Source organism: Sphaerisporangium rufum (assembly GCF_016863395.1).
In the GTDB taxonomy this organism is placed as follows: Bacteria; Actinomycetota; Actinomycetes; order Streptosporangiales; family Streptosporangiaceae; genus Sphaerisporangium; species Sphaerisporangium rufum.
This window is the reverse complement of sequence record NZ_BOOU01000077.1, coordinates 22094-47908: the sequence shown is the minus strand read 5'-3', so window position 1 is coordinate 47908 and position 25815 is coordinate 22094. Positions and strand designations below refer to the sequence as shown.

At 71.8% G+C, this 25815-nt stretch carries 21 protein-coding genes and 1 riboswitch; of the genes, 12 read left to right on the top strand and 9 right to left on the bottom strand.

Annotation, left to right across the window (positions count from 1 at the left end; genetic code table 11):
* The first annotated feature begins 17 nt into the window (after positions 1-17).
* Positions 18-129: riboswitch (TPP riboswitch) on the top strand.
* Positions 121-822, top strand: coding sequence for a thiaminase II (gene tenA / locus Sru01_RS28230; RefSeq protein WP_239137799.1), 702 nt, complete (start codon positions 121-123; stop codon positions 820-822). (Overlaps the previous riboswitch by 9 nt.)
* A 78-nt stretch (positions 823-900) precedes the next feature.
* Here the strand turns inward: tenA and Sru01_RS28225 are convergent, their stop codons facing one another.
* Positions 901-1317 carry a sensor histidine kinase gene (locus tag Sru01_RS28225; protein ID WP_203991779.1) on the bottom strand — a complete coding sequence of 139 codons (417 nt, stop codon included), beginning with the start codon at positions 1315-1317 and terminating at the stop codon, positions 901-903.
* Positions 1318-1970: 653 nt separating this feature from the next.
* On the opposite strand from Sru01_RS28225, the gene Sru01_RS28220 reads away from it, so the two are divergent.
* A complete protein-coding gene (locus tag Sru01_RS28220) occupies positions 1971-2873 on the top strand; it encodes an endonuclease/exonuclease/phosphatase family protein (RefSeq protein WP_203991777.1) in 903 nt (300 codons plus the stop codon).
* Positions 2874-2976: 103 nt separating this feature from the next.
* Here the strand turns inward: Sru01_RS28220 and Sru01_RS28215 are convergent, their stop codons facing one another.
* Positions 2977-3567, bottom strand: coding sequence for a putative glycolipid-binding domain-containing protein (locus Sru01_RS28215; RefSeq protein ID WP_203991775.1), 591 nt, complete (start codon positions 3565-3567; stop codon positions 2977-2979).
* Between the two features lie 72 nt (positions 3568-3639).
* Positions 3640-4785, bottom strand: a complete 1146-nt coding sequence (locus Sru01_RS28210; protein WP_203991773.1) for a magnesium and cobalt transport protein CorA — start codon at positions 4783-4785, stop codon at positions 3640-3642.
* Positions 4786-5196: 411 nt separating this feature from the next.
* On the opposite strand from Sru01_RS28210, the gene purD reads away from it, so the two are divergent.
* The 8 genes from purD to Sru01_RS28170 all read left to right on the top strand — a co-directional run bounded on the left by purD (position 5197) and on the right by Sru01_RS28170 (position 15252).
* Entirely contained in the window at positions 5197-6426 is a 1230-nt protein-coding gene (purD, locus tag Sru01_RS28205; RefSeq protein ID WP_203991771.1) for a phosphoribosylamine--glycine ligase, read from the top strand.
* A gap of 323 nt (positions 6427-6749) precedes the next feature.
* Positions 6750-7424, top strand: a complete 675-nt coding sequence (locus tag Sru01_RS28200) for a hypothetical protein (RefSeq protein ID WP_203991768.1) — start codon at positions 6750-6752, stop codon at positions 7422-7424.
* 8 nt (positions 7425-7432) lie between these two features.
* Positions 7433-8968 carry an N-6 DNA methylase gene (locus Sru01_RS28195; protein WP_203991766.1) on the top strand — a complete coding sequence of 512 codons (1536 nt, stop codon included), beginning with the start codon at positions 7433-7435 and terminating at the stop codon, positions 8966-8968.
* Positions 8956-9603, top strand: coding sequence for a restriction endonuclease subunit S (locus Sru01_RS28190; protein ID WP_203991764.1), 648 nt, complete (start codon positions 8956-8958; stop codon positions 9601-9603). The genes Sru01_RS28195 and Sru01_RS28190 overlap by 13 nt, the downstream gene beginning before the upstream one ends.
* Positions 9604-9738: 135 nt before the next feature.
* Complete coding sequence (locus tag Sru01_RS28185; RefSeq protein ID WP_203991761.1) at positions 9739-10803, top strand: hypothetical protein; 1065 nt, start codon at positions 9739-9741, stop codon at positions 10801-10803.
* A 141-nt stretch (positions 10804-10944) separates the two neighbouring features.
* Positions 10945-12216 carry a UDP-N-acetylglucosamine 1-carboxyvinyltransferase gene (gene murA, locus Sru01_RS28180; protein WP_203991758.1) on the top strand — a complete coding sequence of 424 codons (1272 nt, stop codon included), beginning with the start codon at positions 10945-10947 and terminating at the stop codon, positions 12214-12216.
* Positions 12217-12639: 423 nt separating this feature from the next.
* Positions 12640-13887: a GTP cyclohydrolase IIa gene (locus tag Sru01_RS28175; RefSeq protein WP_203991859.1), complete on the top strand. Its 1248-nt coding sequence runs from the start codon at positions 12640-12642 to the stop codon at positions 13885-13887.
* A 456-nt stretch (positions 13888-14343) separates the two neighbouring features.
* Positions 14344-15252 carry an EamA family transporter gene (locus Sru01_RS28170; protein ID WP_239137798.1) on the top strand — a complete coding sequence of 303 codons (909 nt, stop codon included), beginning with the start codon at positions 14344-14346 and terminating at the stop codon, positions 15250-15252.
* A 151-nt stretch (positions 15253-15403) separates the two neighbouring features.
* On the opposite strand, the gene hisC is transcribed toward Sru01_RS28170, so the two are convergent.
* Positions 15404-16465, bottom strand: a complete 1062-nt coding sequence (gene hisC / locus Sru01_RS28165) for a histidinol-phosphate transaminase (protein ID WP_203991751.1) — start codon at positions 16463-16465, stop codon at positions 15404-15406.
* 302 nt (positions 16466-16767) lie between these two features.
* On the opposite strand from hisC, the gene Sru01_RS28160 reads away from it, so the two are divergent.
* Positions 16768-17694, top strand: coding sequence for a WXG100 family type VII secretion target (locus Sru01_RS28160; RefSeq protein WP_203991749.1), 927 nt, complete (start codon positions 16768-16770; stop codon positions 17692-17694).
* Between the two features lie 95 nt (positions 17695-17789).
* Here the strand turns inward: Sru01_RS28160 and Sru01_RS28155 are convergent, their stop codons facing one another.
* The 5 genes from Sru01_RS28155 to Sru01_RS28135 form a co-directional block, all read right to left on the bottom strand.
* Positions 17790-18452 (bottom strand): NUDIX hydrolase, encoded by a 663-nt coding sequence (locus Sru01_RS28155; RefSeq protein WP_203991747.1) that lies wholly within the window; start codon positions 18450-18452, stop codon positions 17790-17792.
* 87 nt (positions 18453-18539) lie between these two features.
* Positions 18540-20339 carry a DUF4434 domain-containing protein gene (locus Sru01_RS28150; protein ID WP_203991745.1) on the bottom strand — a complete coding sequence of 600 codons (1800 nt, stop codon included), beginning with the start codon at positions 20337-20339 and terminating at the stop codon, positions 18540-18542.
* Positions 20340-20417: 78 nt separating this feature from the next.
* A complete protein-coding gene (locus Sru01_RS28145; RefSeq protein WP_203991743.1) occupies positions 20418-21506 on the bottom strand; it encodes a glycosyltransferase in 1089 nt (362 codons plus the stop codon).
* A gap of 19 nt (positions 21507-21525) precedes the next feature.
* Entirely contained in the window at positions 21526-22791 is a 1266-nt protein-coding gene (locus Sru01_RS28140; protein ID WP_203991740.1) for a nucleotide sugar dehydrogenase, read from the bottom strand.
* 129 nt (positions 22792-22920) lie between these two features.
* The gene (locus tag Sru01_RS28135; protein ID WP_239137797.1) at positions 22921-24582 is read right to left on the bottom strand and encodes a glycosyltransferase family 4 protein; all 1662 of its coding nucleotides are present in this window, start codon (positions 24580-24582) and stop codon (positions 22921-22923) included.
* A gap of 76 nt (positions 24583-24658) precedes the next feature.
* On the opposite strand from Sru01_RS28135, the gene wecB reads away from it, so the two are divergent.
* A complete protein-coding gene (gene wecB / locus Sru01_RS28130) occupies positions 24659-25795 on the top strand; it encodes a non-hydrolyzing UDP-N-acetylglucosamine 2-epimerase (RefSeq protein WP_203991730.1) in 1137 nt (378 codons plus the stop codon).
* Positions 25796-25815: the final 20 nt, after the last annotated feature.

Below are 25815 nucleotides of genomic sequence, written 5' to 3'. Positions count from 1 at the left end.
AAGGTAATAGTCTCGGGCGCGACGGACGCGGGAGCCCGGCGGACCGGGCTGAGAGTGCGGCGGACGCGGCCGCAGACCGCTCGAACCTGACCGGGTCATGCCGGCGTAGGGAGTTGACCGATGACGATGCCCCAGATGCCCGATTCCCCCGGCACTGCACGGCCGTTCAGCGCGGAACTGTGGACGGCGATCGACCCGGTGTACGCGGCCATCCTGGACCACCCGTTCATCACCGGGCTGGTGGACGGCACGCTGCCGCACGACGCCTTCCGGCACTTCGTGGTGCAGGACTCGCACTATCTGCGCGACTACGCGCGGGCGCTGGCGGTGTGCGCGGCCCGGGCGCCCGGCGAGGACGACGTGCGCGCCTTCGCCGGCGACGCCGCGGGCGCGATCGCCGCCGAGCAGGAGATGCACGCCGAGTTCATGGACCGGCTCGGCGGCTCGGCCGCGCAGGCGGCCGCCCAGCCGGTGGGACCGACCACCCGCGCGTACACCAGCTATCTGCTGGCCACCGTCTACGGCGGATCGTTCCTGGACGGGCTCGCCGCGGTGCTGCCCTGTTATTGGATCTACGCCCGGGTCGGCGAGGCGCTGCTTGCGAAGTCGTCGCCGGACCCGCTGTACCGGCGGTGGATCGAGACCTACGGGGACGAGGCGTTCCAGGGGGTGGTCCGCCGGGTGGTGGCGCTGGCCGACCGGACCGGAGCCGCGGCCACCCCCGAGCAGCGGGCGGCCGCGGTCGAGCACTTCGTGACCACGTCGCGCTACGAGTGGATGTTCTGGGACGCCGCCTGGCGCCGCGAGACCTGGCCGGTCTGACCGGCGGCCGGGCCGTGACCCGCCGCGCGGGTCACGGCCGGCGGCAGGTCAGACCGGCGGGTCACGGCCGGCGGCGGGTCACGGCCGGATCCGGCCGTGAACGGTGAGACCCTCCCCGGCGACCGCGCGCACGGTGAGGGTGCCGCCCACCTGCCGGAAGCACCGCTTCATGATCTCGGCCGACCGGGCGGTGCCCGCCGGCCCGGCGCCGCGCCCGTCGTCGCAGATCGTCAGCCGAAGGCCGCCGCGCCCGGTGGTCAGGGCGAACGACAGGGTGCGGGGGGCGGTGTGCGTCTCGACGAGGCGCAGCACCTCGGCCACGACGTCGTACACCGCGTCGGCGACCGCGTCGGCGACTGGCAGAGCGGGCATCGCCCAGACCTCGACGTTCACCCGCGTCCGCCGCGACCACTCGGCGAGCAGGTCGTACAGCGACCTGGTGCGGTCGGTGACCGCCGCCGGCGCCAACCTGCCGATTCCCGGCATTCGTCCCACTGCCCCGGTCTCCGCCGTTTCCATGGTTTCCACTGTTCCGATGGTCCCCGCGGTCTCTGTCATTCCGCCCCCGCCTTCCGGCTGTCGCCTTCCCCGTCCCGGGCAGGCGTCACGAACCCATGCCCGGGTGGCCAACATGTTCTGGAACGGTCCTGCCGGCGGCCGCAGCCGTCGAACGGCCCGAGCACGGGCCGCCATGATGCCGGGTCCCGGTCCGGCGGCGCGGCGCGGTCACCCGCGCGCCGCCGGCGGCGTCCCGCCGCGGTCGAGTCCGGCCCGCCGGCTCGTACCCCGCCCCCGTTTCCCCGTCATGTACGCGTCACCGCACCGCCCCGCCCCCGTGCAGTGATCTTGCGCGCTGAACCTACAATACATCACCGATTTTAACAATACCGGGACGCGGAATCGGCACCGGCATTCAATGTGATATCACCGATGGTAAGTGAACGGTAACCGATGATCACCGAGAAAGGGATTTGCATCGCTGAAAAACCGTGACCTGCCACGAGCGATTCTTCCTATTGACGGGAGGCGTTTCGGCGGTCACGTTTCTAGTGGAGATCGACTCCGCTGGAGGCGCCATGACCGGCCGGTCACGTCAGACCTTTCCGCACTCCGTACCCCGCCGTTCCATCGGCCGATTCCACGCCGCCGTGCTGATCACCCTCGGCCTCCTCGTGCAGGGCTGCGCGGTGCCGGTGACCCGGGTGGCGGCGGTGACCGCCACCGGCGCGACCGCCCGCCAGGTCGGCACGTTCAACATGGCGGGCGGCCACGGCACCTACGGCGCACTCGGCGACCAGGCACCCGACGCGCTGGTCACCAGCGTGCAGGAGCGCGGCCCCGCCTTCGTCACGCTCCAGGAGACCTGCCGGGACTGGACCGAGCGCCTGGACGCCCGGCTGCCCGGCTACTCGGTGCGCTTCGATCCGGTGCAGACCGGCGGCGGCGCCACGGCGCGGTGCCGGCACGCGTCCGACTTCGGCAACGCGGTGCTCTACCGCGACGACCTGGGCATCGACGCGGCGACCGCCCACCCGCTGGAGTCGCCCGCCGGGTACGAGCAGCGGGAGATGCTGTGCGTCCGCTCCACCGCCGCGAGCCTCGCCATCTGTTCGGCGCACCTCACCAACGGCGACGACCAGCCCCAGCTGGACGCCCGGCGGCACGAGGCGTCGGTCGCCGCCGGCATCCTGGCCGGGCAGTACGCCGGGTACACCGTCTTCCTCGGCGGGGACCTGAACGACGACCCGATGTCCGGCATGGCGGACAACTTCTACGACTCCGGGTACGGCCGCGGCGCGCGCGGGCGGTTCAAGGAGGTCGACAGCCCGTGCGGCAACACCATCACCGAGCGAACCGGCAGCTGGCCGCTGTACACCTACTGCCGGGACGGCGAGGCCACCTTCGACGACTGGGTGACCGAGGAGGGCAGCCCCACCGGCCAGAAGTTCGACTTCATCTTCGTCACCCGCGCCCTTCAGGTGGACTGGGGTGACGCCACCACCGCCCCGTACTCCGACCATGACCCGCTGTGGGCCTCGGTCCGCTTCTGACCGGGATCGCGGAGACCCGCGGCGAGCCGGGTTCCGGGCCGGCCGCGGGTCGGCGGCACAGGTCACGCGGCACAGGTCAGGCCGCGCAGGCCGGCGGCACAGGTCACGCGGCCCGGGTCGCGATGCCGGGGTAGTCGAGCACCAGGCCGGCCGCGTCGTACCCCAGGCGGCAGGAGAAGTCGAAGACCGGCGCGGCGTAGTCGAAGCCCGGCAGCCCGTCCCGGTCGGCGACCCGCGCGTACTCCTGCTCCAGCCGCTCCACCGCCGGGCCGGCGGCCCGCACGTAGGCGGCCGGGGTGGCCGCGCGCGACCCCGGGCGCAGTGCCAGCCGGTGCACCGGCAGGGTGTTGGTCATCGCCGACGACTCCAGGTCGACGTCCAGGCAGCCGTCCAGGTGCGGCGCCGGTTCCCCGTCGATCCGCCAGCGGCCCGCGCCGTCCGCCGAAAGCACGGTACGCCAGGAGCCGGCCGCCGAACGTCCGTGCACGCGCGCGGACCGCGTCGTCCAGTCCGGGGCCACCTCGATGGTGTAGTCGACGGCCCATGACCGGCCGTCCTCGACGGCCGTCGTGCATCCGTCGATGACGTGACCGCCGGCCGCGGGCCGGAACCAGGTGACCTCGAAGCCGTCCCGCGCCCCGAGATGCCGCCAGGCCGCCGTCTCCGGGAGGAACGGGTGGAATGTGGAACTCATGGTCTTCATCCTGCCCGGCGAACCGGACGAACGCGGCGGCCGATCCCGGGGCGCGCGGGTGGCCCGCCGGGCTCAGAGCCAGCTGTTGCGGCGGAAGCCGCGGTAGAGGAACGTACAGATGATCAGCATGACGCCGAGGATCAGCGGGTAGCCCCACACGGCGGACAGCGCGGGCATGTGCGTGAAGTTCATGCCGTAGATGCCGGCGATCATCGTGGGCACCGAGATGATGGCCACCCAGGCGGAGATCTTGCGCATGTCCTCGTTGGCCAGCGCGTTGGACCTGGCCAGCGCGGCCTGCAGGATCGAGTTGCACAGCTCGTTGGACGACTCGACCTGCTCGCACACCCGGGACAGGTGGTCGACGACGTCGCGGAAGTACTCCCGCATCTCGGCCGGGATCATGCGCCGCTGCGGCAGCGCGCCGAGCGGCGTCTGCAGCGGCGTCACCGCGCGCTTCATCTCGATCATCTCGCGCTTGAGCTGGTAGATGCGGCCGATGTCCCGCGAGCTGACGTCGGCGAAGACCGCCGCCTCGACCTCCTCCAGCTCGGCCTGCATCAGGTCGGCGACCGACAGGTAGCGGTCGACCACGTGGTCGGCGATGGCGTGCAGCACGCCGGACGGGCCGCGGGCCAGCAGCTTGGGCTTGGACTCCAGCCGGCGGCGCACGCCGGCCAGCGGGCAATGCTCGCCGTGCCGGACGGTGACCACGAAGTCCGGCCCGACGAAGACCATGATCTCGCCGGTGGCGATGATCTCGCTGGACGCGGTGAGCTCGTCGTGGTCGAGGAAGGCGACCGTCTTCAGCACCACGAACAGCGAGTCGCCGTACCGCTCCACCTTGGGACGCTGGTGGGCCTTGATGGCGTCCTCCACGGCGAGCGGGTGCAGGCCGAAGACCTCGGCGAGCCACTCGACCTCGGGCGCCGCCGGCTCGTGAAGGCCGACCCAGACGTAGGCGTCGCCGTCCTCGGCGGCGGCGGCCCGGACGGCGTTGTGCTCGCGGACCAGGCGCACGGCCTCGGTGATGCCGGGGGCGCGCACGGCCTTGCCCTCGATGTAGGCGGCGAACTCGACGACCGAGTCGCGCGGCGGCACGCACCGGACGTCACCGGGCTCGCGGTGCACCGGCCCGGACACCGGGGGAGCGCCCAGCCGCACGTGCGCGGCCCGCGGGTGCATGTTGATCCGCTGGAAAAGGGTGGACGAGCGCATGTGGGGTCCCTTCCCGCCCGGCCTGGCGGACCCATGACGCGACACCCGGAAGGTCGCACCGGGCGACGAACGTCGCCTCAGGGGAAGAAAAGGGAGCGCGTGACTCCGTCAGCCGGACACCGAATTGGAGTGGTCGGGGGTGCGCACGACGTACGTGCGCGAGCACGTACTGCTGGGATCACCAGATGTCATCCCGATTCCACCTCCAATCGCCACGAGACGGTCCACAGCTGACCAAAGCTACCATAGGCAGGTCTCGCTCGACAGCCTACACCGCCCGCGGCCCTCCCGATCATGCGATCGCCCGGCCGGTCGCACCTCACCCGCGACCGGCACCCGGTTCCGAGCCGCCGGCCTGCGGTGACGCCGGCACGGGCCGGCGACCCCAGAGCCGACCCGTAGACTCCCCACGTGCGCGTTCTTGTGATTGGCTCCGGCGGGCGCGAGCACGCCCTGTGCCGGGCCCTCGACCTCGACCCGGCCGTCTCCGAAGTGCACTGCGCCCCCGGCAACGCCGGCGTCGCCGCGGTCGCCGCCGTCCATCCCGTCCGTCCGGCCGACCCGGCCGAGGTGACCGCGCTGGCGATGCGGCTCGGCGCCGATCTCGTGGTGATCGGCCCCGAGGCGCCGCTGGTGGCGGGAGTGGCCGACGCCGTGCGCGCCGCCGGCGTCCCCTGCTTCGGCCCGTCCCGGGAGGCCGCCCGCATCGAGGGCTCCAAGGCCTTCGCCAAGGAGATCATGGCCGCCGCCGGGGTGCCCACCGCGCGGGCGCGGGTGTGCGCCACCCCTGCGGAGGCGGCCGCGGCGCTGGACGAGTTCGGCGCCCCGTACGTGGTGAAGGACGACGGGCTGGCGGCCGGCAAGGGCGTCGTGGTGACCGGCGACCGCGCGGCGGCGCTGGAGCATGCCGCGGCGTGCGGGCGCGTCGTCGTGGAGGAGTACCTGGACGGGCCGGAGGTGTCGCTGTTCGCGCTGTGCGACGGCACCACCGCCGTGCCGCTGCAGCCGGCGCAGGACTTCAAGCGCGCCTACGACGACGACCAGGGGCCGAACACCGGCGGCATGGGCGCCTACACCCCGCTGCCCTGGGCGCCGTCCGGGCTGGTCGACCAGGTGATGGCCGATGTCGTGCTGCCCACGGTGCGCGAGCTGGCACGGCGCGGCACGCCCTACAGCGGCGTGCTGTACGCCGGGCTGGCCCTGACGAAGGCGGGCCCGCGGGTCATCGAGTTCAACGCGCGGTTCGGCGACCCGGAGACCCAGGTCGTGCTGGACCGGCTGGAGACCCCGCTCGCCGGGCTGCTGCTCGCCTGCGCGACCGGCACGCTCGCCGCGCATCCGGCGCCGCGGCACCGCGGCGGGGCGGCGGTCACCGTCGTCGTCGCCGCCGAGAACTACCCCGCGGAACCGGCGAAGGGCGACCTGGTCGAGGGCCTGGAGCCGACCGGGGACGCCTACATCATCCACGCCGGCACCGCGCTGGACGACCAGGGCCGGGTGGTCTCCGCCGGCGGGCGGGTGCTGAGCGTCGTCGGCACCGGTCCGGACGTGCCCGCGGCCCGGGCCGCCGCCTACGAGCTCGCCGGCCGAGTGCGCTTGCGCGGTTCCCACCACCGCTCCGACATCGCCGCCCGCGTCTGATACCGCCGCTCAGGCCCGAGCCGACCGTGGACCGATCGCCACAAGACAGGCAAGCGAGCCGCGTGACCTGTTCCTGATCTCCGCCACACTGATCATTCGCTCTCTTCCCAGAGGCTCGGGCCGGCGCCACCAGGCAGTCCAGATTCACAGTTCTTGAGTATTGTGAATGCACTTGCCGCGGCGGCCGCACCAAGATACGATGACGCGGCGGGTTCGAAAGAGGGGCCCAGAAATGGCCGTGCCCCGGGTGGCATGCTGAGCAGAGGCGAACCCGGGGCTTACAGCCCGATAGTACCACGCCGTTCCGTCACCCGGACGAACCTGTGAGCCCGCAACTGCCCGCCTGGTTACGCCGTGGCCTCTCGGACTCTCGGCTGGCGCCGTACCTGCGAGCCTCGGCGGGAGACGCGGAGCGTGCCGAACGCCTGTACTACTGGAACGTGGAGGCGGCGGCCGCGTTCTACGGCCCGCTGCACTTCCTGGAAATCTGTCTCCGCAACGTTCTCCACGACACGTTGACGACCCACTTCACGCGGGCCGACTGGTGGCACGCCACCAATCTGGGGGATCACAACGAACGCAAGGTCCGCGAGGCGGCCACTCGCGTGCGAGAGAACGTGAGACAGCGCCCCGGCCGTGTCCCCGGTCCCGATGACGTGGTCACCGAACTCTCTTTCGGTTTCTGGGTCTCCCTGCTGAGCCGACGTTACGACCGCACTCTGTGGGTGCCCGTGGTCCATCGTGCCTTCGCGGACTCCCGTGAGCCCCGTCGCGCCCTCCATGACGGCCTCCTGTCGCTCGTGCTGCTGCGCAACCGGATCATGCATCACGAGCCGATCCACCATCGTGACCTCGCGGCGGACTACGCGAAGATCTGCCGGATGCTCGGCTACCTCGAGCCGCAGGCGGCGTATCGCCTTCCTCATCTCGACCGCGTCGCCGAAGCGCTGGGACGCAAAAGCGGTGTGTGCGGCGGTCTCATGGCACCCCGCTTCTAGGAGACCGCGTGACATTGGTATCCCTCACGGAGATCGCCCGCCGAGCCGGGGTCGGGCCGGGAGCCGTCAGCAATTGGCGCCGCCGCCATCGCGACAGCTTTCCGGAACCGGTCTCCCTAGAGGGACGCGAACAATTTCGTGCCGACGAAGTCGCAAGCTGGCTCGATGGCCGTAGAATCGATCGGGCATCTCTGCGTCCGGACGAAGCCGGCGGCCGCACTTATGGTGATCGGTTTCGGGCGACTTATGGTGATCAGTTGCGAGCGACCGGCGGGTCGGCGGGCCATCCTGGATACACGGCGCAGATGAGAGATTTGTTGACACGTCTGCTGCGACTACCTTCCTTTCAGATACCCAACAGCGATCCAGACGTACTTCTCGAACTGCTGGTCCTTCGGCTCCGCGACGAGAACGGATGGACCGCTCTCAAAGAGCGAGACCGCGAAGTGACGGCGTATCCGGATATCCGGGAATTCCTGGGGCGCCGGGGCAGCGAGTTCGAGCACATCGGCCCGAAAGCCATCAGAAGTCAGGTCTCCCACGACCTGCTGGCAGGCCTTGACACCCTCATACCGCCGACTGATGACTCTGGATGGTCGGCACTTGTGGCCGCCTTTACGGACGTCGCGGCCGAATGGCTGGTAAAAAGCGTGGAGCACTACACTCCGCGATCGCTCGTCGAGCTCATATCGGCAGTGACCTCTCCCGCACCGGATGACGAGGTGTGCGACCCGTGCTGTGGCAACGGAGGTCTGCTGGCCGGCATCGCCGGTGTCACGCGGAAAGCGGTACGCGGCCATGCGCTGTGGGAGCGATCAGCCCGAACGGCCTCGCTGACCCTGGCGCTCCGCGGGAGGAAGGGTGAGATCACGCCGGACGCCGCGCCGTCGCCTGATGGAGTTCGACGCCGCTACCAGGTGGTGGTGACCAATCCACCGTTCAATCTGCACGCCAAAGAAGGACCATGGCGTGGACGCTTCGGGACGATCCCCGCAAAAAGCATTAACACTGCGTGGCTCTGCGATATTTACGAGCGTCTGGCGGACGATGGCCGAGGTGCCGTGATCATGCCGAACGGGTCGTCGTTCTCACAGGGCGCAGAGCGCGACATCAGAGCCGCCATGGTCCGGGCCGGCGTCATCGAACGGATCATCGCACTGCCGCCAGGACTGTTCGTCACCACCGCCATCCCGGTGACGCTCTGGGTTCTACGAAAAACCGGTCCACAGAGCGTTCTGCTGGTGGACGGTACCGACCTCGGCAATATGGTCGGGCGTTCCCGGCGAGAGCTCAGCGGCCCGGAGATCCGGCTCCTGGCCTCAATGGCGCCCGGAGAGCGGAGTCGCCTGGCCCGGCTGCCGGAGATCGAGGAACATGATTACGATCTCAGTCCGGCCCGCTACATCTCCAGGATGTCGGTGTCGCAGGATGATTCGACTTTCGCCGACCACCTACGTGACCTGGCCTTGGCCGAGCGTGCCGTCGAGATCGCCGACGCGCATGCCCGCGAGCAGCTGAAGAGGATCTCCGAATGGAGACGGTGATCGGCCCGGTTCCGGACGGGTGGCGCCAACTCCGGTTGGGAGATGTCGCCGATATCCAGCCTGGACCTGCGAACGTTAAATCTGAACTACTACCGGTCGGCGACAAGGGCGTCCCCGTGGTCACGCCAAGCGAGGTCAATTGGTTCTCTCTCGACCGACGGGCGGCCAGAAGTGTATCCGCCGGCACAGCGGGCCGACTCACGCGCTATCGCATCCGTGCCGGCGACCTGATCTGCGTACGGACGGGCGACCTCGGGCGTGCCGCTCTGGCCGGGCCGGAGAACGAGGGGTGGATTCTGGGTACTTCATGCATGAGGTTGCGACTCGCCGACTCGGTGAACGCCGGATATGCGCTGCGCTACCTTCATCATCCGAAGGTCCGAGATTGGATCAGGGTGAACGCCAGGTACTCCGCCATCCCGAGCGTCAGCGCCCAGGTCCTACGCGATCTGCCGTTCGTTATGGCACCGCCCGGCGTTCAGTCGTCAGTCGCCGACATACTCGGCGCCTTGGAGAGAAGAATCGCCGCACATCGTGATCTCATCCGGTCGTCCGAGCGACTCCACGAATGGCTGCTCCCGCGGCTCGTGTCCGGAGAGTTCCTCGACGAGGATTCCGGCACCCGCCCCGGGTGACCGCCCGGCCCCTGGCAGGTGACGATCCTCATCCTGCCGGTGGACCGGCTAAGACGGTCCACCGGCCCGGGCGGGGGTAGCGCCGGGGCGGGCGGGCGCGATAAGCCGGGGGAAGTCGATCCTTCGGAGGGGCGTATGGCAGCGGGTGCCGCGACAGGCCGGACCGGAGCGGCGCCCGGCGGCGAGCCGGACACCGGCGGCCCGGCCGGCCCGGATCCGTCGCGCTGGCCGGGGGTGTGGCGGGTGCACGTCACCTCGCGCGCCGCGGAGATCGAGGCGGAGGCCGCCCGCGCCCTCGCCTGCGACCCCGACCGGCCGGGGCTCGACCCGCTGCACCAGGCCATCGGCCGGCACCTGGCGGCGACCGCCCGGTACGCCCGGGAGCGGCAGGGCTGGCGGCGGTGGCTGACCGGCCAGGCCGTCGAGGGGGCCTGGTCCGGCGTGTACGGCGCCACCGTGCTGCTGTACGGGCTGTTACCCGCCGGCGAGCTGAACGCCCGGGCCGCCGAGGTGCTGGCCACCGGGCGGGCGTACCTGCCCGCCGACGACGCCCGGCTCGGGCAGCTCGCCGGACGCGTCGTGGCCGGCGACATCGGCGAGCGCGACCGCGCGCTGCTGCAGTCGGTGCTGCGCGCGGCCTACCAGGACGCCTCGGTGGAGAGCAACCGGGTGCGCAGCTTCCGCAACATGCTGCTCGGCGGGGTGGTGGTGCTGAGCCTCATCGTGGCCGGGCTGGTGGCCATCGGCGCCGCCTGGCCGGGCGCCATCCCCATGTGCGGCAACGGCACCCTGCTGGCCAGCCTCGGCGCGCACAACATCCAGGTGTGCCCGGCGGGCGCCGGCGGGCCCTCGCACGGGGACGTGCCGCTGGTCGCCTTGGTCGGCATGCTCGGCGCCGCGCTCGCCACCGCGGCGAGCCTGTCCACCCGGTCGGAGCTGGCCACCAAGTACTCCCTGGCGGTCGCGCAGAACCTGCTGAAGGCGCCGGCCGGCGTCGCGACCGCCATCGTCGGGCTGCTGATCCTCAACTCGGGCTTCGTGCCGGGATTCGCCGGGCTCAGCTCGCAGACCGCCATTCTGGTGTGGGCGATGGTGTTCGGATACGCCCAGCAGGTGGTCACCCGATTCGTCGACCAGCGCGCCGCCACGCTGCTGCACGCCGCGTCGCCGAGCGTGCCGGCCGGGCCACCTGGCCGATGATTGGACCGTGATCGGCTGGGCAGCGGAGTGGCGCCAAAGCGGCCGGGCCACGGTGCCGAACGCACTACTGTGGGCGGATAGCTCGCCGCCGGTCGCTGCCTCAGGCGTGTAACTTCCCCGACTCCGAGGAGCCCAGTCAATATGGTTCGTTACCGCGTGCGCGGTGGCAACGCCCTGCGTGGAACCGCCTTCATCCAGGGGGCGAAGAACGCCGTGCTCCCCATGATCGGAGCGGCGCTGCTGGCCGCCGAGGGCCGGACGGTCCTGCGCAACGTGCCGATCATCGAGGACGTGCGGCGGGCGCTGGAGCTGGCGGAGGCCATCGGTGCGCGGGTCGAGCTGCACGAGGCCGAGCGCACGCTGGTCATCGACGCCTCCCGGCTGACCAACCCGGTGTTGCCCGCCGAGATCGCCCGCCGGTTCCGCGGCTCGGTGCTCTTCGTGCCCGCGCTGCTGCACCGGATGGGCGAGGCGGTCATCGAGGGCGTCGGCGGCTGCAACCTGGGCAGTCGCAACCTCGACTTCCACTACCTGGGCTACAAGCGGCTCGGCGCGATGGTGGACGAGGGCGAGAGCGTCATCCACGTGAAGGCCTCCGGGCTGACCGGCGCGCCGCTCTACCTCGACACCCCCTCCCACACCGGCACCGAGAACCTCATCATGGCGGCGGCCCTGGCCAAGGGCACCACCATCATCGAGAACGCCGCGCTCGAGCCCGAGGTGCTCGACGTCATCGCCATGCTCACCAAGATGGGTGCGCGCATCAGCGGCGGCGGCACCGGTTTCATCACCGTCGAGGGGGTCGACGAGCTGACCGCCGTCGAGCACCGGGTGATGCCGGACCGGCTGGACGCAGGCGTGTTCGCCATGGCCGCCGCCATCACCGGCGGCGAGGTGAACCTGGTCGGCGCCTCGCTGGAGCACCTGGGCGTGGTGCGCTGGAAGCTGGAGCAGATGGGCGTCGAGTTCGCCACCGACGGCGCGGTGCTCAACGTGCGGCGCGACCGGCCGCTGCGGCCCATCAACGTCATCACCGACACCTACCCGGGGTTCGCCACCGACCTGCAGTCGCCGATCATGACGGTGGCGTGCCTGGCCGACGGCGCCAGCTACATCCACGAGCGGATCTTCGACGGGCGTTTCGCGCTCGCCGGGGAGCTCAACAAGATGGGCGCCCGGATCGAGGTGGAGGGCAGCCGCGCGGTCGTGCACGGCGCCACCCCGCTGACCGGAACCGAGGTTACGGCGCACGATCTTCGCTCGGGCATCGCGCTGGTGCTCGCCGGGCTGGCGGCGAACGGCGAGACGGTCGTCGACCCCGGTTACCTCATCGACCGCGGCCATCACGACCTCGCCGAGCGCATGAAGGCCCTTGGCGGCGATGTGGTAAGAGAGATTTCCCCTACTCCGTGACTCGACCGGTAAACCCCCGCTGACCTGCTGGTTCTCCCTTCCCCGCCATACCGGGCGGGCATGGATGCATGCTCGTGCCGGAAATCCGGGCGTGACATTAGTGCCGCGGCGAGCGATCGTTCCAAAGAGGACTGGACCGGATGGGAGAGAACCCGAGCCGGAAACGACCGCGGATCGCCGTCCGGCGACCCCGTCCGGTGGCTTCCGCTCGGTGGACTCGACCAGTGGATTGCGAGGTCGTCACGCCGGGTCGCCCCGGGCCGGATGCATCGGCCCGGGGTCGTCGCGCGGTACGGCGGCCTCGATCAGAGGTATGGCGGGATGGGACGAACATTGGTCGAAAGGGCCGAAGAAACACCACGAGGACCACGAGGAGGCGCCTCGGCGCCGGACCTCACCATCGGAGTGGTAGGACCCCATGACCTGGTCGAACGGGTCATGCTCATGGGGCACGCCGCGGCGCCGGTGCCGTGCCGGCTCGTCGCCGCCGCCTACCGGGACGAGCAGGAGGCGGCCGACAAGGTGGTACGGCTCGGGCCGGGCGTGGACGCCTGCCTGTTCGCCAGCCCGGTGCCGTACGAGCTGGCCAAACGGTCGGGCGTGCTCACCGTGCCGGCGACGCACGTCCAGCTCGGCGGGCCGGCGCTCACCGCGGCGCTGGCCCGGGCGGCGCTGGACGAGCGCATCGACCCGCGGCGGATCAGCCTGGACGTGCTGAGCAGGGCGGACGTCGAGGAGGCGTACGCCGACCTGGGGTTGCCCGCCAGCGGCGTGCTGACCCGGGAGGAGCCGGGCGCGACGGGCACCGTCGCGGCCTACCACGAGCGGATGCTGCGGCAGGGCACCACCACCGGTGCGCTGACCTGCCTGCCCGCGGTGGCCGACCGGCTGACCACGGCCGGGGTGCCGACCGTGCGGGTACGGCCGACCTCGGCCGCGGTCCGCACGGCGCTGCACACCGCGGCGCTGCTCGGAGCGCACCACCGGCTGGAGGAGTCGCAGCTGACGGTCGTGCTGGTCGAGGTGCCCACGTTACGCGAGCCCGTACGGCGGGCGGCACCGAGATACTGGCGTGATGAGCTGCGGCTGTCTCTGCACCGGCTGCTGGTGCAGGAGGCCAACCGGATGCACGCCGTCGTATGGGCGATCGACGATCACAGCTATCTGGTCACCGCGACGCGGGGCTCGATGGCCGGTGCCACCGACGGGTTCCGGGTGCTGCCGTTCGCGGCGCGCATCCGCGACGAGCTCGGGCTGTCGGTCGAGGTGGGCGTAGGCATGGGACGTACCACCCACGACGCGGAGGCGCACGCGCGGGCGGCGCTGGCCCGTACGCAGGCCGGCAAGCAGGCGCAGGGCTTCGCGGTGGACCGGGAAGGCCGGACGCTGGTGCCGGCGCCCCGGATGCCTCCGCAGTTACCCGGCCAGGGCCGGCCGAAGGGCACCGAGGTGCTCGCGCGGCTGGCCGCCAAGCTGGACGGAGGCGACACGATCGTGGACGCGGAGAGTGCCGGGCGGATGCTCGGGGTCACTCCCCGCACGGCTCGGCGCCTGCTGCGCACGTTGGTCGACGAGGGACTCGCGTGGCCGCTGCCGCCGAACCGGACACCCCAGCCGGGGCGTCCGCGCCAGCTGTACCGCCTGATCGTGGAGAAGCTCGGCCCGCGCTGAGCCGTCGCAAGGGTCCGGCCCGGCCGGTGCCCGCAGGCCGTCCGTGTGGGGCGGGCGGCCCGCGTCCTTCGCCACCGGGCTCCCGGCGGCGCCGTACCGGTCCGTACCGGTCCATCGGCGCCGCCGGGGTGGGAGCGGTACCACGAGCCGACGCGGACCGTACCGGCGGCCTGCGGCCCGCGCGGAGACGTCGCCGACGACGGCCGGCGCCGCGTACCCGGTCACCTGGTTGTCCACAGGCTGTGGACAACCGGGGGCCGCGCGGGCCGTCCGAGATTCCGCGATCTAGATGCTGAAATGTGATGTTCACTCGCCGCGACCCGCCACAGTTATCCACAAGGTGTGGATAACCCGAGCAATATGCCCGGATAGCGGCGCATTTCCGGTCCGATATTCACGGGCACCCCGGCCGCCGGGCCGATATTGTCATGAGTCATGGACCGGAACACTCCTGACATGAGAGTCTGGGCCGCGCTCGCGGCGGTGTACGTCGTCTGGGGGTCCACCTACCTCGGCATCCGCCTGACGATCGACACCATTCCGCCGCTGCTCAGCGGCGGCCTGCGCTTCGTCGCGGCCGGCCTGCTGCTCGGCGGCGTTCTGGCGTTGCGCCGCGGGGCCGCCGCCTTCCGGATGACCTGGCGCCAGGCCGGCGGCGCCACCCTGGCGGGCCTGCTCCTGCTGACCGGCGGCAACGGCATGGTGGCGGTGGCCGAGCAGCACATCTCCAGCGGCCTGGCCGCGCTGCTGGTCGCCTCGGTCCCGCTCTGGCTGGTGGTGTTCCGCCTGGTGGCGCGCGACCGCCCGTACCTGCTCACGCTGGCCGGCGTGCTCATCGGCTTCGGCGGCGTCGCGGGACTCTCCCTCACCGGGGGCGGCGGTCCGTCCAGCACCAGCGGCATCGTCGTCATCCTGCTCGGCTCGCTGTCCTGGTCGGCCGGCTCGTTCCTGTCCGGCCGGATCGCCATGCCGCGGGACCCGTTCGTCGCCAGCACGGTGGAGATGCTGGCGGGCGGCGCCACCCTGCTCGTCGCCGGCACCGCCCTCGGCGAACGCCTCGACCCGGCGGGCGTCAGCCCGACCTCGTGGCTGGCACTGGTCTACCTCATCCTGATCGGCTCGCTGGTCGGCTTCACCTCATACGTGTGGCTGCTCGGCAACGCGCCGATCACCCTGGTCTCCACCTACGCGTACGTGAACCCGGTGGTGGCCGTCCTGCTCGGCACCGCCGTGCTCAGCGAGCCGCTGACCCCGCCGATGATCGCCGGCGGCCTGCTCATCGTGGTGGGCGTCGCGCTGGTCGTCTCCACCGAACGCCGCGACCGCCGCCCGCCGGCCACGGCTCCGGCGCTCGACCGCGCCTGACCACCCGGCGCGCGGGGACGAAGGCGCGCGGGCGGCCCGGGCCGGCGAGCGGTGCCGGCGGCGCGCCCGCGGCCGCCGCGATTCGCGGGCGCCCCGCTCCCGCCACGGCCGGCTCCCCGGCCGGCCCGGCTCCCGCCGCGGCCGGCTCCGGTCAGCTCCGGCGGAACTCGCCCGCGGCGGCGAGGAAGGCGTCGTTGGCCTCGGGCGTGCCGATGGACACGCGTACCCCTTCGGCGCCGTACGGGCGCACCGCGACGCCGTCCACCGCGCAGCGCTCGGCGAACTCGCCGGTGCGCTCGCCGAGCCGCAGCCAGACGAAGTTGGCCTCGGTCGGCGGCACCGTCCAGCCCTGGCCGAGCAGCGCCTCCCGGACCCGGGTGCGCTCGCCGACGACCGCCTCGACCCGCTCCAGCAGCTCGTCCTCGGCCGCCAGCGAGGCGATCGCCGCGGCCTGGGCGATGCTGTTGACCGCGAACGGGACCATGGTCTTGCGCACCGCGGTGGCGACCGGCTCGTGGCCGATCAGGTAGCCCACCCGCAGCCCGGCCAGGCCGTACGCCTTGGAGAAGGTGCGCAGCACCGCGACGTTCGGCCGCTCGGCGTAAAGGCCCAGCCCGTCGGGCACGCCGGCGTCCCGCACGTACTCGCGGTAGGCCTCGTCCAGCACGACGAGCACGTCGTCCGGCACCCGGTCCAGGAAGGCGGTCAGCTCGGCGGCCCGGTTGGCCGTCCCGGTGGGGTTGTTGGGGTTGCAGACGAAGATCATGCGGGTGGCGGGGGTGATCGCCTCGGCCATCGCGGCCAGGTCGTGCGTCTCGGCCGCCAGCGGCACCCGGACCGAGGTCACCCCGGACAGGTCGGCCAGCAGCGGATACGCCTCGAACGACCGCCAGGCGTAGATCACCTCGGCGCCCGGCTCGCCGACCGTCTCCAGCAGCTGCTGGGCCACCGTCACCGAACCGGCCCCGAGCGCGACATGCTCGGGCGGCACGCCGTACCGCGCGGCCAGGGCCTCGGTGAGCCGCACGCACCCGGCGTCGGGGTAGCGGTGCACCTCGCGGGCGGCGGCGGCGATCGCCTCGACGACCGAGGGCAGCGGGTCGTAGGGGCACTCGTTGGAGGACAGCTTGTACGACCGGCCCTCGGCGGAGACGACGGCCTTGCCCGGCCGGTAGACGGGCAGCTCGTCGAGGATGGAACGGAAACGCGGCATGCGCCCAGCTTAGGATGCCATCGGGGGCGAGGTCATCCGCCCTCGCGGCCGGCCAGGTGGTGGTCGTGCCACCTGGCGGAACGTCGAGGACGTCGAAACGTCGCGTCCATCCTGGCGCGGTGCCGAGCCGCTGGAGAACTCCTGCTCCTCGCCTGTGACGGCACGGTGCCGCAGGCGTCCGGCCACCAAAAGCCGCAATTCGCCCAACATCCTGACCTCATGATCAATCCGTGCCAGACTGCGACAGAAGCACATCGCGGGCCCGCCCCGCCGGCGGGCACCGGCCACGGGGAGTAACGCGCATGCCCGAGTCCTACCTGGACATCGACTGGCCCAAGTTGTCAGCATTCATCACCAAGTACGACAAACTTTTCCACGACGGATTCATCACCAATAACATCCCCCAAAACGTTTACTGGGACATCACGGGCTACGGCAAAATGGCCGCAGGCCGGGCGCTGACCGACCTCATCGAGGTACTGAGCTTTAACCTGAAATTCAAGGTGGAAGCGACCGACTACATGGCGAGAAGGTGCCGCGGGTTCATCGGCGACTGCATGCGCAGGTACCTGACGACCGAGCAGGAGGTGATCCGCGCCCTGGGCACCGTCGAGGCCGAGACCCGCGAGTTTCCGGTGATCGAGTCGATCGAGGCATCGGAGTACCGCCGCCTGCGCGCCGGGCTGGAACAGGGCCGGCCACCCGCTTTTTGGAACCAGGATGACCCGGCCCGTTTCGATGCCGCCGAAGTCCGTGATTACGTGGAGAGCATGGACGACCACTGCGTCCGCGAATTCTCACCCTGCCTCCACGATGCCGTCGAGCACCTCAAGAACCAGTCCACGAATTCGTACGGCGCCGCCAAGGAGCTCGGCGACATCTGGCAGGGCGAGGCCGCCCAACTGGCGCGTGACCGGTTCGCCGTCATAGGGAAGCAGGCCGACCAGCTCGTCCCTCACATGCAGAAATTCGTGGATCAGTACGAGGCGCTGGGTGCCACGATCCGCCAGATCAAGGCGGGCGTGCCCGACCTTGATCGCGGATTCCTCGACTGGCTCCGCGGCGAGGACACCGACGGGCGGGCACACGAGTATCTGGCCGAGATCCAGAACAAGTTCCACGATCACTACACCAGGTTCCTCGCCCTCTACCAGGACCTGGAGAAGGTGGACGTCATCCTGCCCGCCGACCGAGGCGAGACGGGCACCTACCTTGCCTGGGCCGGGTAGTGATCTAGTCGATGACGCGTCGGACCACCGCCGCCCGCACGCCGATCTGGAGCGGGGCCGGGCCCACCGGCGGGCGGCCGGGGCGGTGGTGCGGGTCAGCCGCCCAGGCGGAGCATCGGGGGGTGCAGCCACTCGGCGGGGCCGCGGCGGTAGAGCATGGCGGGCCGGCCGCCGTCGCGGGTGGTGGTGCGCCCGGTCGGCACCAGGAAGCCCTCGGCCTTGGTGACCTTGCGGTGGAAGTTGCGCGGGTCCAGCGAGCGGCCCCAGACGATCTCGTACACCCGGCGCAGGTCGGCCACGGTGAACTCCGCCGGGCAGAAGGCGGCGCCGAGCGAGGTGTACTCCAGCTTGGCGCCCGCCCGCTCGATGCCGTCGAACATGATGCGGCGGTGGTCGAAGGCCATATCGCGCAGCGAGGCCACCGGCTGCCAGCTCATGTGCGCCTCGGTGGGCGCCGGCAGGTCCGGCGCCAGCCCGAGGTAGGCCACGCTGAGCACCCGCTGGCGCGGGTCGCGATCGGGGTAGCCGTAGGTGCGCAACTGCTCCAGGTGCACCGGCGCGCCGGGCATGCCGGCCCGCTCGGCGAGCACCCGGGCGGCGGCGGCCGGCAGGTCCTCCTCCAGCTGGATGAAACCGCCCGACAGCGCCCAGCACCCCTGGTACGGCGGGCGGTCGCGCCGCCAGACCAGGGCGTTCAGCTGCTGGCCGCGCACGGTGAGCACGACGAGATCCACGCTGACCGGAATGCGCGGGACCATGTCAGGCACGTTACACCGCGCGGGCGCCCGGACCGGCTCCGGAGCGGAAGGCGCCACGGGCGCCGGCGGCGGGGACGGCATCGCAGGTCAAGGGCCGCGCTGCAGGAAGACCGGGGAGCCGCCCTGGCGGCCGTCGGCCGAGGTCACGTCCACTCGCACCCACGCCCCGGCCGGAATGTCCCGCCAGTCGACCGGCACCCAGATCCGCTGCACCGCGGGCGGCAGCCCGGGGACGGGGGTGACGTCCGATCGGCCGGCCGTCGCCGAGTCCTGCTCCTGCCGGTCGTCGCTGCCGTGCCGGCTCAGCGTCACCTTGCCGCCGAGCAGGTTGTAGCCACGCACCTCCACCCCGTCCCGCTCGTCGCGCCGGCCCGGGATCGCCTGGATCGGGATCGGCCGGTCCCAGTCGGCGGCCACCTGGGCGGCCAGGTCGGGCTCACCGCAGGTGAAGAAGTTGCTCCACTTGTAGGAAATGATCTTCGACACGTACGGCCCGGCGAAGGTGACCGCGGTGTCCAGCCGCCGCTTGTCGGTGACGCCGCGCTTGCCGCCCGCCTCGCAGGCGCCGTCGCCGGACGGCTCGAACGCCTCGACGTTGGCCCACAGCTCCAGCTCCTCGCCGTCCGCGCGCAGCTCGACCAGGGCCTCGGACATGGCGCGGTAATAGTCGCGGGTGGCGCCGTAGTAGGCCTCGTCGTAGGTGGTGTCACCGACGATCGGCTTGAGGCGGTCGTCCACCGCCTGGCGCTTGAGGTTCGGCCAGTAGAGGCCCACCTTCCCGGTGCCGCGGCTGTCCTGCGGGGCGACGATGCCGACCCCGGTGCGGGCCAGCGCCTTGAACCCCTCTTTCACCTGGGCGGGCGTGGAGGTGAAGGACTTGTTCCGGCGCGCGTCCAGGTACGGGCTGACCATGATCGGCTTGCCGGGCAGCTCCTGCTCGACGATGTCGTGCTGCTCGGCGTAGACCTCCAGGGTCGGCACCTTCGACGGATCCGGCCAGTCGCGGATCTGCAGTTCGAACGGCTGGTAGACGCCGCCCAGCGAGACGCGGTCGGCGAAGCGGTCACCGTAGTCCTGCAGGATGCGCCGGGTCAGGGTGGTCAGCGTGCCGATGTGCCGGGGGTCGGCGTTGCTGCGCTGCACCCGGTCCCGCGGCGCCATCGGCAGCGCGGGGAACACCTTCATCGCGAAGCGGTCGGCCAGATCGAGGATCTCGGTGAGGCTGTCCTGGAGCGCGCCGCTCACCAGGATCAGGTGGTAGCCGAGCCCCTTGGAGGTGAAGTCGCAGCTCGGGTTGTCCGAACCGTCGTCGGGGGCGATCAGCCGGTAAAAGGTCTCCCCGGCGGCCTGGACGGTGTGCTCCATCTGCGGGCAGCGGAACAGCCCCGGCCCGAACGCCTCGTCGGTCCGGTAGACGTAGGTCCAGGTGATGCGGTTGCCGGGATTGGCGGCCTTGAGCGCCGACTCCGCGGCCTGCACGCACGTCATGCCGTTCTCCTGGCAGCGCGCGAACCGGCGGTCCGGGGCGTCGCCCTCGCCGTTCAGCACCTGGCCGTCCTGGTCCACGGCACGGGCCTGCAGTCCGAAGCCGAGGCGCACCACGGTGTCACCGCCGACCCGGTGGATCGCCTGCAGCTGGCGTCGCCAGGTGCAGTGGTCGGCGGTCGGCACCAGCCAGTAGCCGGTGATGGCGTACGGGGCGGGCGTCGTGGTGTCGAACGTGCCGCACGGGTCGCTGAACGCGCTGGCCGGCGGGGTGACCGGGACCGACCGGGACGGGGTGGCCGAGACGGGGGGCGCCTCCGCGGCGCCGCGCGGCAGGACCATGACGAACGCCGCGACGGCGGTCAGGATGGCTGCCCCCAGGAGCAGAGTGAGGCCGCGCACCTTCAGGAGATTACCGTCCTTACGATGTGGCACTTATAAAGAGCGGAACGGGCACCGTGGATCATCGGTGCCCCAGGGCTACGGTCGTACACCCGCCCAGGACTCCAGCTGGGTCACGAATCGCCGCGCCGAGTTCGGCCAGTGGTGGTTGGCCCGCGCCGCCGCGTACCCGCGGGCGCCGGCCGCCCGGCGCTCCTCGGGGTGGTCGCGCAGCCGCAGCACGGCCCGCGCCACCGCCCCCGGGTCGCGCCAGGGCACTACGACCCCGCTGCGGTAGCGCTCGACCAGCTCCACGGCCCGCGGCGACGGCGTGGTGATCACCGGGATGCCGTGCGCCATGTACTCGACGATCTTGGTGGGCATGGAGTGGCGGTAGTTCGGCTCGTCGTGCAGCAGCGACAGCCCGGCGAGCGCGCCGTCCAGCCGCTTGAGCGCCTCGTCGTTCGGCATGAAGTCGCGCCATTCCAGCACGCCCTCGGCGACCGCCTGGTTGAGCATCGGCCGGCTCTGCGGGTCGGCGTACCCGATGAGCTCCACCGCCACCTTGTGCGGCTGCAGCAGCCGGCCCACCTCGACCGCCTCGCGCACGCCCCGGGCCTCCGACAGCCAGCCGAGGTAGACCACCCGGTCGTCGGACGGCTCGCTGACGTGGTCGGGCACCCAGGTCTCGTTGGGCACCACCAGGTGCTCCTGGCGGAACCGGCCGGCGTAGGCGGACTCGGCGAGCAGCAGGTGCAGATGCCGCTCGGCGGTGCCCTCCAGCAGCCGGGCCAGGAAGCGGGTCGGCGGGCGCAGGAACGAGGGCAGCCACGGCTTGAGCGACAGGGTGGCCGGGGTGTCCTCGTGCACGTCCCACACCACCGGCGGCCGGCGGCGCACGCCCGCCACGGCGAGCAGCAGCTCGGGGTCGTGGATCAGCGCCAGGTCGACCTTCCCGCGCAGGCTGCGGAACAGCCGCCGCGCCGCCCGGACGGCGGCCAGCCGCCGGCGCTCGGCGGCACGCGGCAGGTCGACGCCGGTGACCCACGACCGGGGCACCACGCCGCGCGCGGTGTACGGGGCCGCGTACGTGACCTCATGGCCGGCGTCCACGAGCGCGCGGATCTGCCGGTGCAGGATCCGGGCGTCCTCGGGGTGGTGGACCACCGTCATGACGAGCACGTGCACGAGCCGACCCCTCCGCGTCTCAGAGCCGCTCGACGCGTTCGCCCTCGGCCAGGACGCCCCGCGTGTCGAGGAGCAGGTGCGCCTGCTTCTCCACCATGTCCAGATCGAAGGCGGAGTGCGGCTGGAGCAGCACGGTCACGTCGGCCCGGGCCACCGCGGCCGCCAGGTCCTCCTCGCGCGGCACCGGGACGCCGTCCACCGCCCAGCTCTTCACGTGCGGGTCGGCGAAGGACAGCTCCGCGCCGAGCTCGCGGAACGCGCGGGCGACCGGCACCGCCGGCGTCTCGCGCTCGTCGGCGATGTCGGGCTTGTAGGTCACCCCGAGCAGCAGCACCCGGGAGCCGTTCACCGGCTTCTTCGCCCGGTTGAGCAGCCGCTGCACCCGGGCCGCCACGTACGCCGGCATCCGCTCGTTGATCTCCTGGGCGAGCTCGACGAACCGGAACGGGTAGCCGAGCTTGCGCACGGCGTGCGAGAGGTACGACGGGTCCACCGGGATGCAGTGCCCGCCGACGCCGGGGCCGGGCAGGAACTTCTGGAAGCCGAACGGCTTGGTGGCCGCCGCCTCGATGGACTCCCAGAGGTTCACCCCGAGCTCGTCACAGAAGATCGCCATCTCGTTGACGAGCGCGATGTTGACGTGCCGGTAGGTGTTCTCCAGGAGCTTGGCCATCTCGGCCTCGCGGGTGCCGCTGACCGGCACCACCTGCTCGATGAAGCGGGCGTAGAACGCGGCGGCGCGGTCCCGGCAGCCGGTGGTGAACCCCCCGACGACCTTCGGCGTGTTGCGCAGGCCGAACTTGGGGTTGCCGGGGTCGATGCGCTCGGGCGAGAAGGCCAGGTGGAAGTCGGTGCCGGCGGTGAGGCCGGAGGCCTCCTCCAGGATCGGCCGGACGACCTCGTCGGTGGTGCCGGGATAGGTCGTCGACTCCAGCACCACCAGGCTGCCGCGCTGGAGGTACCGGCCCACCGACGCGACGGCGCCGCGCACCGCCGACAGGTCGGGACGGTGGTCCTCGTCCAGCGGGGTCGGCACGCAGATCACGATGGCGTCGCTGGCGGCGAGCACCGACTGGTCGAGCGTGGCCGTGAAGCCGCCCGACAGCATGGCGTCCAGGTCGGCGTCGCTCAGGTCGTCGATGTAGGAGTGACCGGCGGTCAGGGCGTCGACCTTGCGCGGGTCGACGTCCAGCCCGACCACCCGGAGACCGGCCCCGGTGGCCTCCTTGGCCAGGGGCATGCCCACGTATCCCAGGCCGATGACCGCGAGGTCGTATCCGCTCACCGGGCGGCCCGAGGAAGTCCGAAACAACACTGCATGGTGGCAAAGGCTATCTCAAGTCCGCACAGATCACGTCTAATGCGAATGAACAGGTAGGCAAGCCTGGCCGACAGCACGGTCACCGGCCGATCGTCATCGTGCCACAGATCCGTAGATCGCTTTGTAGGTCTCGGCGATCCGGCTCCAGGTTCGCTTGGCGGCGACCTCCGCGCGGCCCGCCTCGCCCATCTCGGCCCGGCGCGCCGGGTCGTCGCGCAGCCCGCCGATCGCCTTGGCCAGCGCCGCCGGGTCGCCGGGCGGGACGAGCAGCCCGGCACCGTCGGAGCCGACCAGCTCCGACAGCGCGGGCAGGTCGCTGAGCACCACCGGCTTGCCCAGCGCCATCGCCTCCACCGGCTTCAGCGGCGTGACCAGGCGACACACCCGCAGGTCCTCGCGCGGGCAGGCGAAGATGTCGATCGCCGACTGGGCCCGCAGCGCCTCCTCCGGCCCGACCCGGCCGGGCAGCAGGGCCAGGTCGCCGAGCCGGAGCCGCTCGGCCTGCGCCAGCAGCGCGGGGCGCTCGGCCCCGTCCCCGACGATCAGCACCCGGACCGGGGTGCCGGCGTCGCGCAGCAGCGCGGCCGCCGACAGCAGGGTGGCGAACCCCTCGTAGCCCACGATGCTGGACACCGAGCCGACGACGATCTCCCCCGGCGCGATGCCGTACGCGGCGCGGAACGCCGCGCCGTCGTAGTCGGCCGTCAGCAGCGTGTCGTCCACCGCGTTCGGGGCCAGGAAGACCCGCTCGCGCGGCACGCCGCGCTCGACGATCTCGGTGGCCATGGTCTCGGCCAGCGTGACCACCGCGTCCGCCGAGCGCATGATGTGCGCCTCGCGCTCCCGCTGCAACAGATGGCGCTCGCTGCCGACCCGGGCGGGGTCGCGCGAGGCCCAGGTCTCCTCCAGAAAGCCGCGCACCTCGTACACCAGCGGCGTGCCGGTGCGCTCGCGCACCGCCAGCGCCACCGAGCCGTTGCGGTGGTCGGTGGCGGCGTGCAGCACCTGCGGGCGCAGCGTGCGCACCAGCTCGGTGACCTCGCCGGCGCCGCGGATCATCCGGCCCCGGCTCTCGAACGGCACCTCGCCGCTCGGCAGCAGCCGGTGGTAGGGGACGCCGTCGATCTCCTCGTACGGCTCGGCGTCGGCGTGCCCCTGCAGCATGGGCCAGCCCCAGCTGGTCACCACGTGCGGGTCCAGCCCGGCGGCGCGCTGGGCGGTGACGATCCGGTGGGTGCGCACCGTGTAACCGGCCTGGGTGTAGGGCAGGGCGTTGGTGACGCAGTGCAGCACCCGCCCGGGCACCCGCTCGCCGACGATCACCTTGGACTTCGGCGGGATGGGCGTGGTGCCGATCGCCGCCTTCTCGCCCTCGTAGTAGGCGATCCGCCGCCGGATGAACGGCCAGCGGGCGTGCGGCTGGAGCACCTGGACGGCCTTGGTCATCCGGCCCTGCTCGAACTCGGCCTTGGCCTGCTCCAGCGGGCCGTCGGCCATCCGCCGGGCGATCTTGCGGGCGGTGACGCGCACGACGCGCGCGACCGGCCACGCGACCCGGCCCACGGCGGGACGCAGGCGGGACGGCATGGCCTCCGCCGCGGCCTGCGCCACCCGCATCGGGTCGGACTTGACCCTGGTGACGAAGACCCTGGAGACGATGACCGGATGCTGGACGAAGCCCTTGAGGAAGCCGCGCAGGCCGGCGCGAGCCGACTTGGGGGAGACCTTCTCGGGCCGGCTGGCCTCGGAAACCACGCGGTGACCGTACCATAGGCACCGCTTGGCCCCATGGGGCGACAGATGAACCTACTTCCGGGGAAAGGCGAGGTCAATGCGGGAGAACCCCCTCGTCCTGCACGTGCTGGGCGCGCGGCCCAACTTCGTGAAGGCGGCGCCCGTCGTGCGCGGCCTGGCCGATCTGGGCGTCCGGCAGGGCATCGTCCACACCGGCCAGCACTACGACGCCCTGATGTCGGACGTGTTCTTCGCCGACCTCGGCCTGCCCGAGCCGGTCGCCAACCTCGCCGTGGGCTCGGGCAGCCACGCGCGGCAGACCGCGGCGCTGCTCACCGGCCTGGAGGAGGTCGTGCTGGAGCACCGCCCGGACCTGGTCGTGGTCTACGGCGACGTCAACTCCACGCTCGCCGCGATCCTGGTCTGCGCCAAGCTGCACGTGCCCACCGCGCACGTCGAGGCGGGGCTGCGCTCCTTCGACCGCGAGATGCCCGAGGAGGTCAACCGGGTCGTCACCGACGCGCTGGCCGACATCCTGCTGGTCACCAGCCCGGACGGGCTCTCCCACCTGGCGAACGAGGGCGTGCCGGCGTCGAAGGTCCACCTGGTGGGCAACCCCATGATCGACAGCCTGTTCGCCGCGCTGCCGCAGCTGGACCCGGCTCCGCTGCGCGAGCGGCTGGGGCTGCCCGAGCGCTACGCGGTCGCCACGCTGCACCGCCCGGCCAACGTGGACGACCCCGGGGCGGCGCGCGAGATGGTGGAGGCGGTGCTCGCGGTGGGCGAGCAGCTGCCGGTCGTGGTGCCGCTGCACCCGCGCGGGCGCACCCGGCTGGCCGAGGCAGGCCTGGTCACCGGGGACACCCTGATGATCATCGACCCGCTCGGCTACGTCGACTTCCTCTCCCTGGTCCGCGGTGCCGCGCTGGTGGTGACCGACTCCGGCGGCGTGCAGGAGGAGACCACCATGCTCGGCGTCCCGTGCCTGACCGTGCGGCCGAACACCGAGCGGCCGGTCACCATCACCCACGGCACCAACCGCCTGGTCACCCCGGCCACGCTGCCCGCCGCGGCGTCCAAGGCGCTGTCCGACGGCGCGGGCACGCCGAGCGGCGAGCTGCCCCCGCTGTGGGACGGCGCCGCCGGGCCGCGCATCGCCCGGGTCATCGAGGCGTGGCTGCGGGGGGACAACCTGTCCCCCGCCGCGCAGGGCGTGCCACCCGCCACCGGCTGACCGGCACCATCTGGGGATTT

Coding starts and splice junctions, on each gene's coding strand:
- tenA (WP_239137799.1), top strand. CDS start 121: ATGACGATGCCCCAGATGCCCGATTCCCCCGGCACTGCACGGCCGTTC.
- Sru01_RS28215 (WP_203991775.1), bottom strand. CDS start 3,567: ATGAGTTCCACATTCCACCCGTTCCTCCCGGAGACGGCGGCCTGGCGG.
- Sru01_RS28210 (WP_203991773.1), bottom strand. CDS start 4,785: ATGCGCTCGTCCACCCTTTTCCAGCGGATCAACATGCACCCGCGGGCC.
- Sru01_RS28190 (WP_203991764.1), top strand. CDS start 8,956: ATGGAGACGGTGATCGGCCCGGTTCCGGACGGGTGGCGCCAACTCCGG.
- Sru01_RS28185 (WP_203991761.1), top strand. CDS start 9,739: ATGGCAGCGGGTGCCGCGACAGGCCGGACCGGAGCGGCGCCCGGCGGC.
- murA (WP_203991758.1), top strand. CDS start 10,945: ATGGTTCGTTACCGCGTGCGCGGTGGCAACGCCCTGCGTGGAACCGCC.
- Sru01_RS28170 (WP_239137798.1), top strand. CDS start 14,344: ATGAGAGTCTGGGCCGCGCTCGCGGCGGTGTACGTCGTCTGGGGGTCC.
- hisC (WP_203991751.1), bottom strand. CDS start 16,465: ATGCCGCGTTTCCGTTCCATCCTCGACGAGCTGCCCGTCTACCGGCCG.
- Sru01_RS28160 (WP_203991749.1), top strand. CDS start 16,768: ATGCCCGAGTCCTACCTGGACATCGACTGGCCCAAGTTGTCAGCATTC.
- Sru01_RS28155 (WP_203991747.1), bottom strand. CDS start 18,452: ATGGTCCCGCGCATTCCGGTCAGCGTGGATCTCGTCGTGCTCACCGTG.
- wecB (WP_203991730.1), top strand. CDS start 24,659: ATGCGGGAGAACCCCCTCGTCCTGCACGTGCTGGGCGCGCGGCCCAAC.